Origin of the sequence: Streptomyces sp. CB02400, assembly GCF_001905725.1 — a bacterium.
In the GTDB taxonomy this organism is placed as follows: domain Bacteria; phylum Actinomycetota; class Actinomycetes; order Streptomycetales; family Streptomycetaceae; genus Streptomyces; species Streptomyces atrovirens.
Genome location: NZ_LIWB01000022.1, coordinates 111,666 through 126,308, shown reverse-complemented (window position 1 = coordinate 126,308; position 14,643 = coordinate 111,666). Strand labels below are relative to the sequence as shown.

Genomic DNA, 14,643 nt, shown 5'->3' with positions numbered 1-14,643 from the left:
CATCACGTGGACGGCGGGCCGGTGCCGGACGGAGCCGAAAACCGCGAGCCCCGCGCGCGTGACCCGGTCATGATGACCCGGTGAACCATCTGCTGTGCGGGCTCGCCGCGAACCCGAACCTGCCGCCCGGCCTCGTCGACCGGCTGATCGGGATCGCGGACGACGACCTCGCCGCGGAACTCGCCGCACGCGCCGACCTCAGCAGGACGCAGACGACCGTGCTGGCGGCGCGCGGTGACGAGATCGCCGCGAGACTCGCGTACGAGGGGTGGCTGACGGCCTCCGACGTCGATCCCCTCGTACAGCCGCGCGCCGCGCTCGCCCTCCTCGACCAGGGCGCCGGCAGGCCCGAGTGGGCGCGTCTGCTCGCGTCGGACCCGGACCCGGAACGCCGGGAGAAGCTGGCCGCCTGTCCGGACTTGCCGCCGGACGTGGTGGCGACGCTCGGCACCGATCCGGAGATACGGGTCGTGGCGGAGCTCGCCCTGTGGACGACGACGCCGGACACGGCCGCCCGGTTCGCGGAGCATCCGCATGCCGAGGTCCGGTGCGCGGTGGCCGCCAACGAGAAGGCTCCACCGGCCGTGCTGGCCGGGCTGGTCGGGCCGGCCGGTGGCACAGGACCGCCTCCGGCGCGGCGGTGCCTGGTCTGTGACCGGGAGCGGACGCCGTTCGTCCATGATCCGTCCTGCCCACGGACCGACTGCGACCTGCCTGCGGGCGCCTCCTGCGACGGCTCCCACGAGTCCACCGTGCGGGACATGCGGCAGCGGGCGGTGTGCAATCCGGCCACACCGGTCGACGCGGTCCTCCGATTCGCCGAACACCCCTCGATGGTGATGCGCGGCGCGCTGGCCGCGCGTCCCGACCTGCCGGCGCACGTCTTCCGGCGTCTCGCCGAGGACCTCGTCCCCGGTGTCCGGGCCGCCCTCGCCGAGAATCCGGCGATCGACGAGGCGCTGATGCGCGTGCTGGCCACCGACAACGGTCACGACGTGCGGCGCGGGCTGGCACACAACCCGAACGTCCCGCTCGACGTGCTCACGCACCTGGCCGGTGCCACGAGGATCGGCCCGGTCCTGCTGCCCCGGATCGCCGGCGCCTCCCCGGCGGAGATCGCGAGCCTGGCGGCGTCGCCGGTCCCCGGGGCGCGGATGCTCGTGGCGGCGCGACGCGATCTGCCGCCCGGGATCCGCGACGCGCTGGCCGCCGACCCCGACGCGAAGGTGGTCGCCTCCGTCGCGCCCCACCCGGGCCTGTCCGAAGCGCGCCTGCGCGCCATGGCCGACCGGCACGGCGGCCGGGTCGTCACCGGCGTGGCGGCCAATCCGGACACCCCGGCCGAACTGCTGGAGGACCTGGCACGGCCGCAACGAGCGGTGCGGAGGGCCTTGCGCGACATCGCCCGGCACCGGAACGCGACCGCCCGGGCCCTGCTGCCCTGTCTCGCGGACGCACGGGCCAGGCACGTGGCCGCCGGCCATCCCGCTCTGCCGGAGCGGACGATCGTCGAGTTGCTGGAGGACGACGACCGGCAGGTCGTGGAGGCGGCGGCTGCCAACCCTTCGCTGCCGGGTGCGGTGATGTCCCGACTGGGGCTCCGGGCGACGACCGGGGACTCGTGAGGGAACGCCGGGTTCGGTCCTGACGGTTCTGACGGTCCTGGCGGGGAGTCGCCGCCGTCACGCGGGAGTGGGGGTGAGCTGCTCCTTCATTCCCTCGAAGTCCCAGTTGAACCATGACTCCGCGATCTTCCCGTCCCGGAAGCGGAGGGTGGTGTGGCCGGTGGACTCGAAGGTCCGGCCGGTCGGGGGGACGCCCTGGAACTCGCCGGTGTGCCGTCCCCGTACCGTGAACCTGATGCCCACCAGATCTCCCTCGGCCACCATGCTCTCCACCGAGTGCCGGAGCCCGAACGCCTCGGCCACCGCCCGGTACACCTCCCGGGCCCCGGCCAGGTCCACCGTCTCGCGGGGCATCGCCGGATCGTGCTCGACGTAGTCCGGGGTGCACAGTTCGCCGTACTCGGTGACGCGGTCCCCCTGCCGGTCCTCCTCGATGAAGCGGCGGGCCGTCTCCTTGTGGCCGGCGAGCCGGTCGGGCGTCATGTCGCCTCCCGGGTGCGGTGGGGCGTGTGTTGTCGGACAGTGCCAGGCTAGTCAGCCCTTCGGGGTGTGTCCTGCGCACCGGGTTCGTCGTACGTTGACGGGATGACGCCCGCTGCCACGGAGAGCCCGGCCGACCTCGTCATCACCGGCTGCGCCGTCCTCACCCACGACGACCGGGAACGGATCGGGTTCGCGCAGGACTCGGCGATCGTCGTACGGGGTGGGGTGGTGGAGGAGGTGACCGGTGCCGGGGCGGTCGCGGGACGGGCGGCCGGGGAGTGGATCGACGCCCGCGGGCAGGTCGCGCTGCCCGGTCTGATCAACTGCCACACGCACGCCCCGATGGTCGCCCTGCGCGGCCTCGCCGAGGACCTGCCGACCGAGGAGTGGTTCAACGACGTCATCTGGCCGGTCGAGTCCAACCTCACCGCGCGGGACGTCGAGCTGGGCGCGCTGCTCGCCTGCGCCGAGATGATCCGGGGCGGGGTCACCTGCTTCGCCGACCACTACTTCGCCATGGACGAGGTCGCCGCCGTCGTCGCCGGGTGCGGGATGCGGGCGCTGCTGGAGGAGGCGTTCTTCTCCTCGCAGGGGGCAGAGGGGCGGGAGCGGTCGCTGGCGTTCGCGCTGCGGCACCGGGGCGCCGCCGACGGCCGTATCACCACCGCCCTCGCCCCGCACGCCCCCTACACCGTCGACGACACCGACCTCGCCGCCACCGCGCGGCTGGCGCACGAGCACGGGCTGCCCGTGCATCTGCACGCCGCCGAGAACCGCGACCAGACCGAGGCCAGTCTCGCCCGGCACGGCGTCACCCCCATCGAGGTCCTGCACCGCACCGGCGTCCTCGACACCGACGTGCTCATCGCCCACGGCACCGGCATCGTCGAGAGCGACCTGCCGCTGCTGGAGCGCGCGGACGGCCGTACGGCCGTGGCCACCGCGCCCCGCGGCTACCTCAAGTTCGCCTGGCCCCACACCACACCCGTACGCGCCCTGCGCGACATCGGCGTCCCGGTCGGACTCGCCACCGACGGGGCCGCCTCCAACAACTCCCTCGACGTGTGGGAGTCGATGGCGCTCACCTCCCTGATCCAGAAGTCCACTGAGGGCGACCCCCGCTGGCTGACCTCCCGGCAGGCCCTGCACCACGCCACCCTGCAGAGCGCCCGCGCGGTCGGCCTCGGCGGCAGTGCCGACGGTATCGGCGGCAGCGTCGGCGGTATCGGCAGTATCGCGCCGGGCCGCCGCGCCGACCTCGTCCTCGTCGACCTCACCGGGCCGCACACCCAGCCCGTGCACGACCTCGCCGCGACCCTGGTGCACAGCGCCCGCGCCGCCGACGTCCGTACGACGATCGTCGACGGCCGGGTCCTCATGCGGGACCGGGAACTGCTCACGATCGACGTGCCCGAGGTGGTGCGGGAGCTGGGGGAGCGGCTGCCCGCGCTGGTCGACCGGAGTCATGGGCGGCGGATCCAGGAGTACGGCACCTGACGGCACGATCGGTGCGGCGGCCGGTACGGAGGGTGACCTCTTGGTGCGATCAGCCGAGAGTCCGATCACACTTGGCGGTGAACGGGTGTCAACTACGTCTCAGTACCGTCACTGAGCAAGGCGTTCACCCCATGGTTGGCGTTTAACTCTACGAGTACAACGCAGCATGGAGGTGGCAGGGTGAACGGGCGAACGGTGCTCGAACGCTTTCCCGCAGGTGGACCGCGTGGCTCATGGCCGGCGGAGGAGTTCGCCCACGCGCGCCGCCTGGAGGGTCTGCCCGCCGAGGTTGTCATGGACCTCGCGACCGACATGTTCCTGGTGATCGTCCGGGGGGACGGCGGGGGTGGCGACGCCACGGCGTGACCGGGCTGGGGTGCCGGGTTACGCGGTGACGGGGCGTGACCAGGCGGGGGGCGTTCCCGTCAGGCGGCACAGGGCGAGATAGAGCGGTATCGGCGGCGTATAGGGGAGCGTGCCGTCGGGGCGGTGGATCAGGCCGGGGAGGTCCGGGGCGCCGGGGGCGCCCGAGGGGCCGGGGAGGACCGCGCCGGTGGCGTAGCGGGCGGGGGCCGGCCACTCCATGGCGTAGTCGGAATCGGACGGGACCAGCCACCACCAGTACGCGTCATCGGCGTACACGCAGCCCACGCGGGGCAGCCGGGGCATCACCAGCGGGCCGAAGCGGGCGGGCACCGCCACCGCGTCGCAGCCCATGGGCGCGGTCATGCCGTCGGGGACGGGGAGCCGCCGGGGAGTGCGGGCGTCGGGGGCTTGCCGTTCGCGCCGGATCCGCACCAGTGAGTCCAGGCTCAGCACGCGGGTGCCGGGTGTGCCGCCTGTCACGCCCGGCCCCGGGGGCGGGGGATGCGCTGGTGCGGGGGGAGCGACGGGGTGTGGGTCTGGTTTCCCGCCGCCGGATCGTGGTTTCCCGCCGCCGGGCCGTGGGGGCGGGCCGGTTCGTTGGCGGTGTCGTCGTCCGGGGTGCCGGGCGGGCCCGGCTTCGGGCGGGCGCCCCAGCCCAGGTCGTCGGTGGGCTCCACGGGACCGTGCCCGGTGTCACTGGTGTCACCGCTGTCCGCCGTGCGGGGGAGGTCGGCCCAGACCAGCAGTCCGGGACCGTTCTCGTGCGCGCCCCACGAATGGCACAGGGCGTCGACCAGGAGCAGTCCCCTCCCGTGCTCGTCCTCCGGCTGCTGCCGGGTGTTCGCCCGAGGCTGGCCCGGCGCGCACCCCTCGTCGCGCACGGCTATGCGCACCAGCTCGCCACCGTCGTGCAGCTCGCAGACTATGTGGCTGCTCGCCGTGTGCACGATGGCGTTGGTGACCAGTTCGGAGACGACGAGAGCCGCTGTGTCACAGGTGTCCTCGCACACCGACCAGCCGGTCAGCCGTGCCCTCGTCAGGCGTCTGGCCTGAGCCGGGGAACCCGGATGAGCGGCCAGTTCGAAACGGAACCGGCGCTCGGCGGCGGCCCCCGAGGGGGCGGACACCGAGGCGGCGCCGAGGCCGATGGACCCTGCGGCGGCGTCTGTTCCTAAGGGCGCGGACGGAATCACGCTTGCCACTATCGCCCCGCCGTGAACACTTGGCAAGTGTCACTCTGAAAAATGCAGAGTGCGGTGTGACGTTCTGGACGGGCGTGGCACACTGCTCGCAACAGCACCTCGCGCGGCGCCAGTTGGGATCGCCGAAGATCCGTTCGAATGCGAGTTCGGATGAGATGGGTCTTCGGGGGATCTTCGAGTGGCGCCGCCGGGCTGTCGGCTTTTGTTCGAGGGAGGTGGAGTGTGAGCGAACCCCGGTCCGCGCCGACGGTGGGACAGGTCGTCCTCGGTCGGCGCCTGCTGGACCTGCGGGAACGCGCGGGACTCAAGCGTGAGGAAGCGGCCCGCATCCTCCGTGTCGCGCCCGCCACCGTCCGCCGCATGGAGATGGCCGAGGTCGCGCTCAAGATCCCGTACCTCCAGATGCTGCTGAAGGAGTACGGCGTCTCCGACGAGGAGGCCGACGCCTTCGTGCAACTGGCGGAGGACGCCAACCGGCCCGGCTGGTGGCAGCGCTTCCACGACATCCTGCCCGGCTGGTTCTCGATGTACGTCAGCCTGGAGGGTGCGGCCTCCCTCATACGCAGCTACGAACCCCACTTCGTCCCCGGACTGCTCCAGACCGAGGACTACGCACGCGGCGTGCTGCGCTCCGGGGCCGTCGGGCAGACCCAGCCCGAGGACATAGAGCGCCACGTCGACCTGCGCATGCAACGACAGGAACTGCTCACCCGTAAGGACGCGCCCCGGATGTGGGTCGTGATGGACGAGACCGCGCTCCGCCGCCCGGTCGGCGGCCCGGAGGTGATGCGTGCGCAGATCGACAAGTTGCTCGAGGCCACGAAGCTGCCCAACGTGACGCTGCAGATCGCCACGTTCGCCGGTGGGCCCCATCCCGGCACGTACGGGCCGTTCGTGCTGTTCCGATTTGCCATGCCCGAACTGCCGGACATGGTCTACAGCGAGTACCTGACCGGCGCCGTCTACCTGGACGCGCGCGAAGAGGTGGCGACCCACCTCGAGGTCATGGACCGCATGGCGGCGCAGGCCGCTACGGCACATCGCACGAAGGAGATCCTCCGGGATCTCCGCAAGGAGCTGTGAATGGAACTCATGAAGCCCCTGGACACCCTGAAGTCCCCGCCCCGCCAGCGGGCGCGCACCGGAAGGATCTACAACGGCATGCCCGCGCGGGAGCTGGGCAGCGAGGGCTGGCACAAGCCGTGGAGCGGCGGCAACGGAGGGAACTGCCTGGAGGCGATGAAGCTCGAGGACGGCCGGATCGCCGTACGCCAGTCCACCGACCCGGACGGGCCGGCGCTCATCTACACCTCCGCCGAGATGACGGCCTTCATCGAGGGAGCGAAGGCGGGAGAGGCGGATTTCCTGCTGTCCTGAACCTTGTTGCCCGCACTACCTTTGTTCCCCCTTCCGGCCCTTCCGGCTTGGCACTGACTTGATCACTAACAGTTGCAATTGCAGGCGCAGAGACTTATGGAGTCCTTCATGACCGGTCAGCACCCCGTGGAGATCGACACGAGCAGGCCGCACCCCGCGCGGATGTACGACTGGTACCTCGGAGGCAAGGACAACTACCCGGTCGACGAGGCCATGGGGAAGCAGATGCTCGCCCTCGACCCGCGGGTGCCGGTGATGGCGCGGGTGAACCGCGCGTTCATGCAGCGGGCCACGCGCTGGCTGGCCGGGCAGGGCGTACGGCAGTTCCTCGACGTCGGCACCGGCATTCCGACCGAGCCCAACCTGCACCAGGTGGCGCAGGGGATCGCGCCCGACGCCCGTGTCGTGTACTGCGACAACGACCCCATCGTGCTGGCCCACGCGGCGGCCCTGCTGCGCGGTACGGACGAGGGGGTGACCGAGTACCTCCAGGCCGATGTGCGCGATCCGGACGTCATCCTGGAGGGCGCGCGGAAGATCCTCGACTTCGACGAGCCGATCGCGCTGTCGCTCATCGCGCTGCTGCACTTCGTCTCCGACGAGGACGGGGCGCACGAGCTGGTCGGGCGGCTGCTGGACGCGCTGCCCTCGGGCAGCTACCTGGTCGTCACCCACGCGACGTCCGACTTCACCCCGGAGGAGTCGAAGGCGGCCACGGAGCAGCTCAAGGCGGCGGGCGTCACCCTGGCACTCCGCTCCCGCGAGGAGTTCACCCGCTTCTTCGACGGCCTGACCCTCGTGGAACCGGGCGTCCAGGTCCCCCACCACTGGCACCCCGAACTGGGCGACCCGATCCCGGGCCAGGACGACGACATCATCCCCGGCTACGGCGCGGTGGCCCACAAACCGTAACCCCGGAGACGGTGGCCCACTACCCACGACACAGCGGGCCACCGCTGCCGCCGCCCCGTCGTTTCCGCGGGCAGTCGTGCCTCCCCCAGTGCCTCAAGGGCCTGGGAGGTGCCCCCAGGGGTGGCACGGGTGGGCGGTGGGGGTACCTCCCGCTCATGGGGGTACCTCCCGCTCGAGCGAAGCCGGGAGTGGGGGAGGAGCCGGGAGTGGGGGAGGCACCCCGCAAGCGCCGGGCTGCGCGAACGCCCCCGGCCCGCACCAACGCAGGGTCACACCGTCATCGGACGGTCATAGGGACCGATCGGCGCCGGCAGCCGACTCACCGCACCCGTCAGACAGCGATCGACCGCCGCAGCCACCGCCCGCCCCTCGGCGATCGCCCACACGATCAGCGACTGCCCCCGCGCCGCATCCCCCGCCGCGAAAACCCCCGGCACATTCGTACCGAACCCCGCATCCCGCGCGACCGTGCCACGAGGTGACAGCTCCACCCCGAGCTGGGCGAGGAGCCCATCGCCCCGATCCGGCCCGGAGAACCCCAGCGCGAGCAGCACGAGATCCACCGGCAGCACCCGCTCGCTCCCCGGCACAGGCCGACGCCCGGCGTCCACCCCCACCAGGTGCAGCGCACACACCCGCCCGTCCCCGTCCCCGGCAAAGCGCAGCGTGGACGCCGCGAACAGCCGCGCGTCCGCGTCCACCACCGGCGCCGTCCGCAACACCCCGGCCTCCTCATGCGCCGCAGACAACCGATACAGCCTCGGATACGTCGGCCACGGCTCGGCCTCCTCATCGCGCTCGTCCCCCGGCCTGCCGTAGATGTCGAGCTGGGTGACCGACGCGGCCCCCTCCCGCACCGCCGTACCCAGACAGTCCGCCCCCGTGTCACCACCACCGACGATGACGACACGCCGCCCCGCGGCCGACAACGGCGACGACTCCAGATCCCCCTCGCACACCCGGTTCGCGAGCGGCAGATACTCCATCGCCTGGTGAATCCCCGCCAGCTCACGCCCCGGCACGGCAAGCTCCCGCCACGCCGTAGCCCCCGTCGCGATCACCACCGCGTCATACCGGGCCCGCAACTCCGCCGCGTCCACATCCCGCCCGACCGTCGTGGACGTACGGAACTTCGTCCCCTCGGCCCGCATCTGCTCCACCCGCCGCTCCAGATGCCGCTTCTCCATCTTGAACTCGGGGATGCCGTACCGCATCAGCCCGCCGACCCGGTCGTCCCGCTCGTACACGGCGACCGTGTGCCCCGCCCGGGTGAGCTGCTGGGCCGCGGCCAGCCCGGTCGGGCCCGAACCGATGACCGCGACCGTCCGGCCGGAGAGCCGCTCCGGCGGCGCCGGCGGGGCGAAACCCTCCTCCCAGGCCCGGTCGGCGATGGCGCACTCGACGTTCTTGATGGTGACCGCCGGCTGGTTGATGGCGAGCACACACCCCGCCTCGCAGGGCGCCGGACACAACCGGCCGGTGAACTCCGGGAAGTTGTTGGTGGCGTGCAACCGCTCCGCCGCCGCCCGCCAGTCCTCCCGCGAGACCAGCTCGTTCCACTCGGGGATGAGATTGCCGAGCGGGCAGGCCTGATGGCAGAACGGCACACCGCAGTCCATGCAACGGTCGGCCTGCGCACTGACGATGGGCAGCAGCGCCCCCGGCACGTACACCTCGTTCCAGTCGCGGACCCGTTCCTCGACGGGCCGGCGCGGCCACTCCTCGCGGGGTGTGGTCAGGAAACCCTTGGGATCGGCCATGGCCGTGTTCCTTGCGTGCGCGGGTGACAGGCCGTGCGCCGTCGGGCGGCACTCCTTGGGCCACGATACGTCCGCTCACCCGCCCCCGCAGAGCGCCGGGACAGCGCTTTCCCGGGAGCCCGCCGGCCGGGTCCCTCAGACGAGGGCCAGGAGGTACGCCACCGCCGCCCCGGCCGAGGCGAGCGCGCGGACGTGGTTCCACATCGTCCACTCGCGCACATAGACCGGCCAGTACGCGGCCGCCTCCGGGCCGCCCGGTTCGAGCCGGGCCAGCGCCTCGTTGCGCGGTATGTTCGCGGCCACGGTCAGCCCGAACGAGCCGACCAGGTACAGGACACCGCCCACCAGCAGCTCGACCGTCCCTTCGTCCGGCCACAGCACGAACGTCACCACCGTGACCACCGCGCACAGCATCGCCGTACCGAGGAACAGCAGCATGAAGGCCGGACGCACCGCCGCCACGTTGACCGCCTGCATCGCGGCCACCCCCTGCGCCGGCGGCAGCGCCGCGAGCCCTCTCATCACGAACGTCGAGAAGGCGCAGAAGACCCCGGCCGTCAGCCCGGTCCCGAGCACACCCAGCACCGTCAGCATGAAGTACGGCCCGTCGATCATGTCGTCACCCCCGTTCCCGGCCGGGACCCTTCCCGGCCACCACCGTCACCACCGTCATCACCAGTGAAAGCGACCCTTGGCACCCCCGGCCATGGCCCAGGAGCGCGGGCGCATGCGCGAACGTCCAGGGACGTCGAACACCCCGGGCGTCACCCGCCCCCTCCGGGCACCGGGCACCGGGCGTCGAACCCCTACCGCCGGGAGCCCCGTACAGCCAGGAGACCCGTACCACCGGGAGATCCGCACGGCCGGGCGGGCCGCAGGCGCATCATGGCCGTGTGCGACTTGAAGCGATCACCTGGGACCGGCTCGGCGACCTCCTCGCCGAGCGCCTGCTGGAACTGAAGACGGCCGACGGCGGGCCCTGGCCGCGGGTCGCCCTCGACGGCGCCCCCGCCGCGCGTCCGGGAGACCTCGCCGAGCGGGTCGCCGAGGCGCTGCGGATACGTGGCCGGCCCTCCCTGGTCGTCGGCACCGAGGGCTTCCTGCGGCCCGCATCCGTCCGGCTCGAATACGGCCACCGGGACCTGGAGTCCTACTACGGCGGCTGGTACGACACCGGCGCCCTCTGGCGCGAGGTGTTCGGCCCCCTCGAACCCGGCGGGAGCGGACGCGTCCTGCCCGACCTGTGGGACCCCGTCACCGACCGCGCCACCCGCAGTCCCTATGTCCAACTCCCTCCCGGCGGCGTGCTGTTGCTGCACGGCCCCCTCCTCCTGCGCCACTGGTTCCCCTTCGACCTGAGCATCCACGTCCTCCTCTCCCCGGGCGCCCTGCGCCGCCGTACCGCCGAGGCCGAGCACTGGACCCTCCCCGCCTTCGAGCGCTACGAGCAGGAGACCGACCCCGCCGGCACGGCCGACGTACTGGTACGGGCCGACGACCCCCGCTATCCGGCCTGGCGCGGCTGACCCCGCCTCCCCGCCCGGCGGTGGAGAGCAGCGGGTCTCAGAGCCAGCGGCTGCGCCGGAACGCCCGGTACAGCAGCAGACACGCCACGGATATCACCCCGATGACCATGCCGTAGCCGTACCGCCAGTGCAGCTCCGGCATGTGGTCGAAGTTCATGCCGTACATCCCGCAGACCATCGTCGGCACCGCCACGATCGCCGCCCAAGCGGTGATCTTGCGCATGTCCTCGTTCTGCGCGACCGTGACCTGCGCCAGATGCGCCTGGAGAATGGAGTTCAGCAGCTCGTCGAAGGCCGCTATCTGCTCCTTCGCCCGCAGCAGATGGTCGGAGACGTCACGGAAGTACGCCTGTATCTCCGGGGCGACCACCCGGATCGGCCGGGTGGCGAGCTCCTCCAGCGGCCGACTCAGCGGCACCACCGCCCGCTTCAGTTCGAGGAGTTCGCGCTTGAGCTGGTAGATGCGGCCCGGATCGACCCGCGCGCCGTGCTCCGCGAACACATCCGTCTCGACCTGGTCGATGTCCTCCTGGACCGAGTCGATGACGGTCAGATAGTCGTCGACCACATGGTCCGCGATCGCGTGCAGCACCGTGGACGGGCCCTGGGCGAGCTGCCCGGGATCGGCCTCCAGCCCCTCGCGCAGCGGTCCCAGCGAACCGTGCCGGCCGTGCCGCACCGTGACCACGAAGTCCTTGCCGAGGAACACCATGATCTCGCCGGTGTCCACCACCTCGCTGTTCGCGGTGAGTTCCTCGTGCTCGACGTAGCAGACCGTCTTGAACACGGCGAACAGCGTCTCCCCGTACCGCTCCAGCTTGGGCCGCTGGTGGGCCTCGATCGCGTCCTCCACCGCCAGCGGATGCAGGTCGAACAGCTCCGCGATGCCGGCGAACTCCCGGGTGGTCGGCTCGTGCAGCCCCAGCCAGACGAAACCCTCGCCGTTTTTGCGCACCTGCCTCACCGCGTCCACCAGGTCCCCGCGCGCGCCGGTGCGGTGACCGTCCCTGTACGTCACGCAGTTGACCACCGAGGAGCCCAGTGGGGAGCGGGCCGGATGACTCAGGTCCACACGGGGCCGCCGCCGCGCCAGCCGCGCCACCCGGCGCAGTCCGCCGACCCTGCCGAGGTTCGTGACCTTCCGCAGATTCCCTGCCATGGACATCCGGTTCTCCTTGCGTGGTTCCCCCGCGCCGTCCTGCTTCCCGCGCTCCGGATCGCCAGTCTGCCAGTCCTGGACGAGTCGTGTGCGAGCCTGTGGGAAGAGGGAATTCCGCTTTGTTCCCGCCTGTGGACAGAGGGAGTTCGCCCGTCGCGGCGCCCGTTCGTCAGGCGGGTGCCGGCGGGCGGCCCCCTATGTGTTCCACCGCCTGCGCGCCTGCCCGGCAGCCCTCCCGCGCCGCCTGCTCCGGGCCGGCTCCCGCGAGCAGGGCCGCGAGGAACGCGCCCGTGAACGCGTCACCGGCACCCGTGGTGTCCCGGGGCACCGCGGGTACGGCCGGGACGCGGGCGTACACCTCCCCGGACCGCGCGAGCAGCGCGCCCGCGGCACCCTGCTTGACCACCACCAGCGGAACGTGCCGGCTCAGCCGCGCCGCGGCGTCCGCGACCTCGGACGCCCCCGTGAGCAGGCACGCCTCGTCACGGCTGGGCAGCAGGACGTCCACGCCCTCGACCAGCGGCAGGAACCGGTCGACGCCCAGCCGCACGAGGAACCCCGCCGACGCCGGATCCAGACTCACCGGCACCCCACGGGCCCGCGCCGCCTTCGACGCCACCGCGACGAACGCACGGCTCGGTTCGGCGAACAGCAGATAGCCCGACAGATGCAGCCGCGCCACCCCGTCCAGCAACGCGTCCGACCAGTCGCCTGGGTCCAGCCGCAGCGACGCGCCACTGTCGGTGAGGAACGTCCGCTCGGCCGCCGCGCCCTCGTCGACCAGGCAGATCACCGTCCCCGTGGGCGCCTGTCCGTCCACGACCAGCAGCGGGCGGACCCCGCAGGCGGCCAGCTCCCGCTCGTGCCAGGTTGCCGCGTCTTCGCCCACCCGCCCGAGGAGCCGCACCTCCGTACCGTCCCGACGCGCCGCCCAGCAGGCCACGTTGGCGCCCGCGCCGCCCGGCACCGTCCGGATCGCCGCCGCCGTGTCCGTCCCCGGCGCGAGCGGCCCCCGGTGCCGGGCGACCACATCCGTGATCACATCGCCGACGACCAGCAGCGCCCCGCCCCGCACGGTGCCCGTCACTCCCCGGCGGCCCAGGACGCCGCGACCCGCGCGGCCAGACGTACGTTGCCCCGGACCGCCGCCAGATTCGCGGCGAGGGAGGCGCCGTCGGTGTGCCGGACCAAGTGGTCGAGCAGGAACGGCGTGACGGCCTGGCCGGTGACACCCTCCGCCTCGCACGCGCGCAGTGCCTCGTCCAGCACCCGCGCGTGCAGCCCGGGATCCAACTGCTCTCCCTCGGGGACCGGGTTGGCCACGATCAGCGCCGACTCGGGTCCGCCCAGCGCGTCCTGCGCCCGCATGACCTCCGCGACCTGCGCCGGAGAGTCCAGCCGCCAGTCCACGGGGTGCCCGGAGTCGGACAGGTAGAAGCCGGGGAAGCGGTCCGTGCCGTACCCGGCGACCGCCACCCCCAGTGTCTCCAGCCGCTGCAGGGTCGCGGGCACGTCCAGGATCGACTTCACGCCCGCGCACACCACGGTGATCCGTGTCCGTGCCAGCAGGCCGAGGTCGGCCGACTCGTCCTGGGTCACCGTCCACTGCCGGTGCACGCCACCGAGCCCTCCGGTGGCGAACACCCGTATGCCCGCGAGTGCCGCCAGCAGGGCCGTGGCCGACACCGTGGTCGCCCCGCTCGCCCCGGCGGCCACCGCGAGCGGGAGGTCACGATGGCCCAGCTTGCGGATGCCGTCCTCGCCCGCGACCCGCTCCAACTGGTCCTTGTCCAGGCCGACCCGGGGCCGCCCGTCCAGCACGGCGATCGTCGCCGGTACCGCGCCCTCCTGCCGTACGGCCGCCTCCAGCTCCAGCGCCACCTGGAGATTGCGCGGCCGGGGCAGTCCGTGGGCGATGATCGTGGACTCCAGGGCCACCACCGGGCGGGCCGCGGCGATCGCCTCCCGTACCTCTTCGGACACCATGAGCACCACGTGTCTGCCTCCTGTCTGCCGGTTCTCCCTCATCTCTGGCGGGCCGGGCGCCGGGCCAAACCCCCTTGCGCGCGGTCATGGGTGTCGCGGAGGCTGGGAGCCATGACGGACAACACGACTCGCCTCGACCACATCGTCCTGTGGGTGAGCGATCCCATCGCCGCCGCAGGTTTCTACGAGAAGGCCGTGGGCCTGGAGCCCGTCAGACTCACCGACTACTCCGTCGGTGAGGCGCCGTTTCCCTCGGTGCGGGTCAATGAGGAGACGATCCTCGATCTCATGCCGCGGGCCAAGGCGGAACGTATGCGGATGCTGCCCGGTGCCGCGGAGAGTTCGGGGCATCCCGTGAACCATGTCTGTCTGTCGCTGACGGCCTCGGACTTCGATGCTTTGCGTAGTCGGCTGGAGGAGGGGTCCGTGCCGGTGTCGGATGTCTCGCGTGACTCATTCGGGGCGCGGGGGTTGGCGCGGCGCAGTTTCTACTTCCGTGATCCGGACGGCAACGTGTTCGAGGCACGGCACTACGACTGACCGGGGGTTTTCGCTCTCCGCGTTGGGGTGGGCCGGGGGTGGGTCGCGCTGCCCGGCGCTCGCGGGGTGCCGTCGCGCCCACCCGTGCCGCCCTTGCGGTACGACTGTCCGCGGAGAGCGGGGGGCGGTTGCGCCCACTTGTGCCGCCCCTGCGGCACGACTGTCCGCGGGAACGCGGCATGTGGCTGCCCGCGGAGGGCGGAGGAGTGG

The 14,643-nt window shown here is 72.3% G+C and carries 16 protein-coding genes; 8 read left to right on the top strand and 8 right to left on the bottom strand.

Translation table 11 applies throughout. The features are described 5' to 3' along the window. Positions 1 to 80: 80 nt before the first annotated feature. Positions 81 to 1,625, top strand: coding sequence for a hypothetical protein (locus tag AMK33_RS35530; RefSeq protein ID WP_073937152.1), 1,545 nt, complete (start codon positions 81 to 83; stop codon positions 1,623 to 1,625). Between the two features lie 57 nt (positions 1,626 to 1,682). Here AMK33_RS35530 and AMK33_RS35525 read toward each other — a convergent pair whose 3' ends face one another. Continuing rightward, positions 1,683 to 2,108 (bottom strand): ester cyclase, encoded by a 426-nt coding sequence (locus AMK33_RS35525; RefSeq protein WP_073937151.1) that lies wholly within the window; start codon positions 2,106 to 2,108, stop codon positions 1,683 to 1,685. Between the two features lie 102 nt (positions 2,109 to 2,210). Here AMK33_RS35525 and AMK33_RS35520 point away from each other — a divergent pair, with 102 nt between their 5' ends. Continuing rightward, positions 2,211 to 3,605, top strand: a complete 1,395-nt coding sequence (locus AMK33_RS35520) for an amidohydrolase (protein WP_073937150.1) — start codon at positions 2,211 to 2,213, stop codon at positions 3,603 to 3,605. A gap of 180 nt (positions 3,606 to 3,785) precedes the next feature. Then, positions 3,786 to 3,971, top strand: a complete 186-nt coding sequence (locus tag AMK33_RS35515) for a hypothetical protein (protein ID WP_073937149.1) — start codon at positions 3,786 to 3,788, stop codon at positions 3,969 to 3,971. An 18-nt stretch (positions 3,972 to 3,989) separates the two neighbouring features. Here AMK33_RS35515 and AMK33_RS35510 read toward each other — a convergent pair whose 3' ends face one another. Continuing rightward, positions 3,990 to 4,451, bottom strand: a complete 462-nt coding sequence (locus tag AMK33_RS35510) for a hypothetical protein (RefSeq protein WP_073937148.1) — start codon at positions 4,449 to 4,451, stop codon at positions 3,990 to 3,992. Then, entirely contained in the window at positions 4,448 to 5,173 is a 726-nt protein-coding gene (locus AMK33_RS35505; protein WP_079195080.1) for an ATP-binding protein, read from the bottom strand. Before AMK33_RS35505 ends, AMK33_RS35510 begins: the two co-directional genes overlap by 4 nt. A 222-nt stretch (positions 5,174 to 5,395) precedes the next feature. On the opposite strand from AMK33_RS35505, the gene AMK33_RS35500 reads away from it, so the two are divergent. The 3 genes from AMK33_RS35500 (at position 5,396) to AMK33_RS35490 (ending at position 7,462) form a co-directional block, all read left to right on the top strand. Next, positions 5,396 to 6,256: a helix-turn-helix domain-containing protein gene (locus AMK33_RS35500; RefSeq protein WP_073937146.1), complete on the top strand. Its 861-nt coding sequence runs from the start codon at positions 5,396 to 5,398 to the stop codon at positions 6,254 to 6,256. A 9-nt stretch (positions 6,257 to 6,265) separates the two neighbouring features. Beyond that, a complete protein-coding gene (locus tag AMK33_RS35495; protein WP_107425318.1) occupies positions 6,266 to 6,550 on the top strand; it encodes a DUF397 domain-containing protein in 285 nt (94 codons plus the stop codon). Between the two features lie 108 nt (positions 6,551 to 6,658). Then, on the top strand, positions 6,659 to 7,462 hold the full coding sequence (locus AMK33_RS35490; RefSeq protein ID WP_079195079.1) for an SAM-dependent methyltransferase: 804 nt from the start codon (positions 6,659 to 6,661) through the stop codon (positions 7,460 to 7,462). A gap of 269 nt (positions 7,463 to 7,731) precedes the next feature. Here the strand turns inward: AMK33_RS35490 and AMK33_RS35485 are convergent, their stop codons facing one another. Next, positions 7,732 to 9,222 carry a glutamate synthase subunit beta gene (locus AMK33_RS35485; RefSeq protein ID WP_073937143.1) on the bottom strand — a complete coding sequence of 497 codons (1,491 nt, stop codon included), beginning with the start codon at positions 9,220 to 9,222 and terminating at the stop codon, positions 7,732 to 7,734. A gap of 135 nt (positions 9,223 to 9,357) precedes the next feature. Beyond that, positions 9,358 to 9,837, bottom strand: coding sequence for an anthrone oxygenase family protein (locus AMK33_RS35480; protein ID WP_073937142.1), 480 nt, complete (start codon positions 9,835 to 9,837; stop codon positions 9,358 to 9,360). A 278-nt stretch (positions 9,838 to 10,115) separates the two neighbouring features. On the opposite strand from AMK33_RS35480, the gene AMK33_RS35475 reads away from it, so the two are divergent. After that, positions 10,116 to 10,748 carry a uridine kinase gene (locus tag AMK33_RS35475; protein ID WP_073937141.1) on the top strand — a complete coding sequence of 211 codons (633 nt, stop codon included), beginning with the start codon at positions 10,116 to 10,118 and terminating at the stop codon, positions 10,746 to 10,748. A gap of 37 nt (positions 10,749 to 10,785) precedes the next feature. Here AMK33_RS35475 and AMK33_RS35470 read toward each other — a convergent pair whose 3' ends face one another. From AMK33_RS35470 to AMK33_RS35460, 3 genes are all read right to left on the bottom strand, one after another. After that, positions 10,786 to 11,913 (bottom strand): magnesium and cobalt transport protein CorA, encoded by a 1,128-nt coding sequence (locus AMK33_RS35470; RefSeq protein ID WP_073937140.1) that lies wholly within the window; start codon positions 11,911 to 11,913, stop codon positions 10,786 to 10,788. Positions 11,914 to 12,076: 163 nt separating this feature from the next. Beyond that, positions 12,077 to 13,009 carry a carbohydrate kinase family protein gene (locus AMK33_RS35465; RefSeq protein WP_073937171.1) on the bottom strand — a complete coding sequence of 311 codons (933 nt, stop codon included), beginning with the start codon at positions 13,007 to 13,009 and terminating at the stop codon, positions 12,077 to 12,079. Continuing rightward, positions 12,991 to 13,902 (bottom strand): pseudouridine-5'-phosphate glycosidase, encoded by a 912-nt coding sequence (locus AMK33_RS35460; protein ID WP_073937139.1) that lies wholly within the window; start codon positions 13,900 to 13,902, stop codon positions 12,991 to 12,993. Before AMK33_RS35460 ends, AMK33_RS35465 begins: the two co-directional genes overlap by 19 nt. Before the next feature lie 102 nt (positions 13,903 to 14,004). Here AMK33_RS35460 and AMK33_RS35455 point away from each other — a divergent pair, with 102 nt between their 5' ends. Next, positions 14,005 to 14,433, top strand: coding sequence for a VOC family protein (locus tag AMK33_RS35455; protein ID WP_073937138.1), 429 nt, complete (start codon positions 14,005 to 14,007; stop codon positions 14,431 to 14,433). The last annotated feature ends 210 nt before the right edge of the window (positions 14,434 to 14,643 follow it).

Bases quoted from the DNA above. Each gene is read 5' to 3' on its own strand.
- AMK33_RS35490 (WP_079195079.1), top strand. From the start codon at position 6,659: ATGACCGGTCAGCACCCCGTGGAGATCGACACGAGCAGGCCGCACCCC.
- AMK33_RS35485 (WP_073937143.1), bottom strand. From the start codon at position 9,222: ATGGCCGATCCCAAGGGTTTCCTGACCACACCCCGCGAGGAGTGGCCG.
- AMK33_RS35480 (WP_073937142.1), bottom strand. From the start codon at position 9,837: ATGATCGACGGGCCGTACTTCATGCTGACGGTGCTGGGTGTGCTCGGG.
- AMK33_RS35520 (WP_073937150.1), top strand. From the start codon at position 2,211: ATGACGCCCGCTGCCACGGAGAGCCCGGCCGACCTCGTCATCACCGGC.
- AMK33_RS35525 (WP_073937151.1), bottom strand. From the start codon at position 2,108: ATGACGCCCGACCGGCTCGCCGGCCACAAGGAGACGGCCCGCCGCTTC.
- AMK33_RS35495 (WP_107425318.1), top strand. From the start codon at position 6,266: ATGAAGCCCCTGGACACCCTGAAGTCCCCGCCCCGCCAGCGGGCGCGC.
- AMK33_RS35470 (WP_073937140.1), bottom strand. From the start codon at position 11,913: ATGTCCATGGCAGGGAATCTGCGGAAGGTCACGAACCTCGGCAGGGTC.
- AMK33_RS35455 (WP_073937138.1), top strand. From the start codon at position 14,005: ATGACGGACAACACGACTCGCCTCGACCACATCGTCCTGTGGGTGAGC.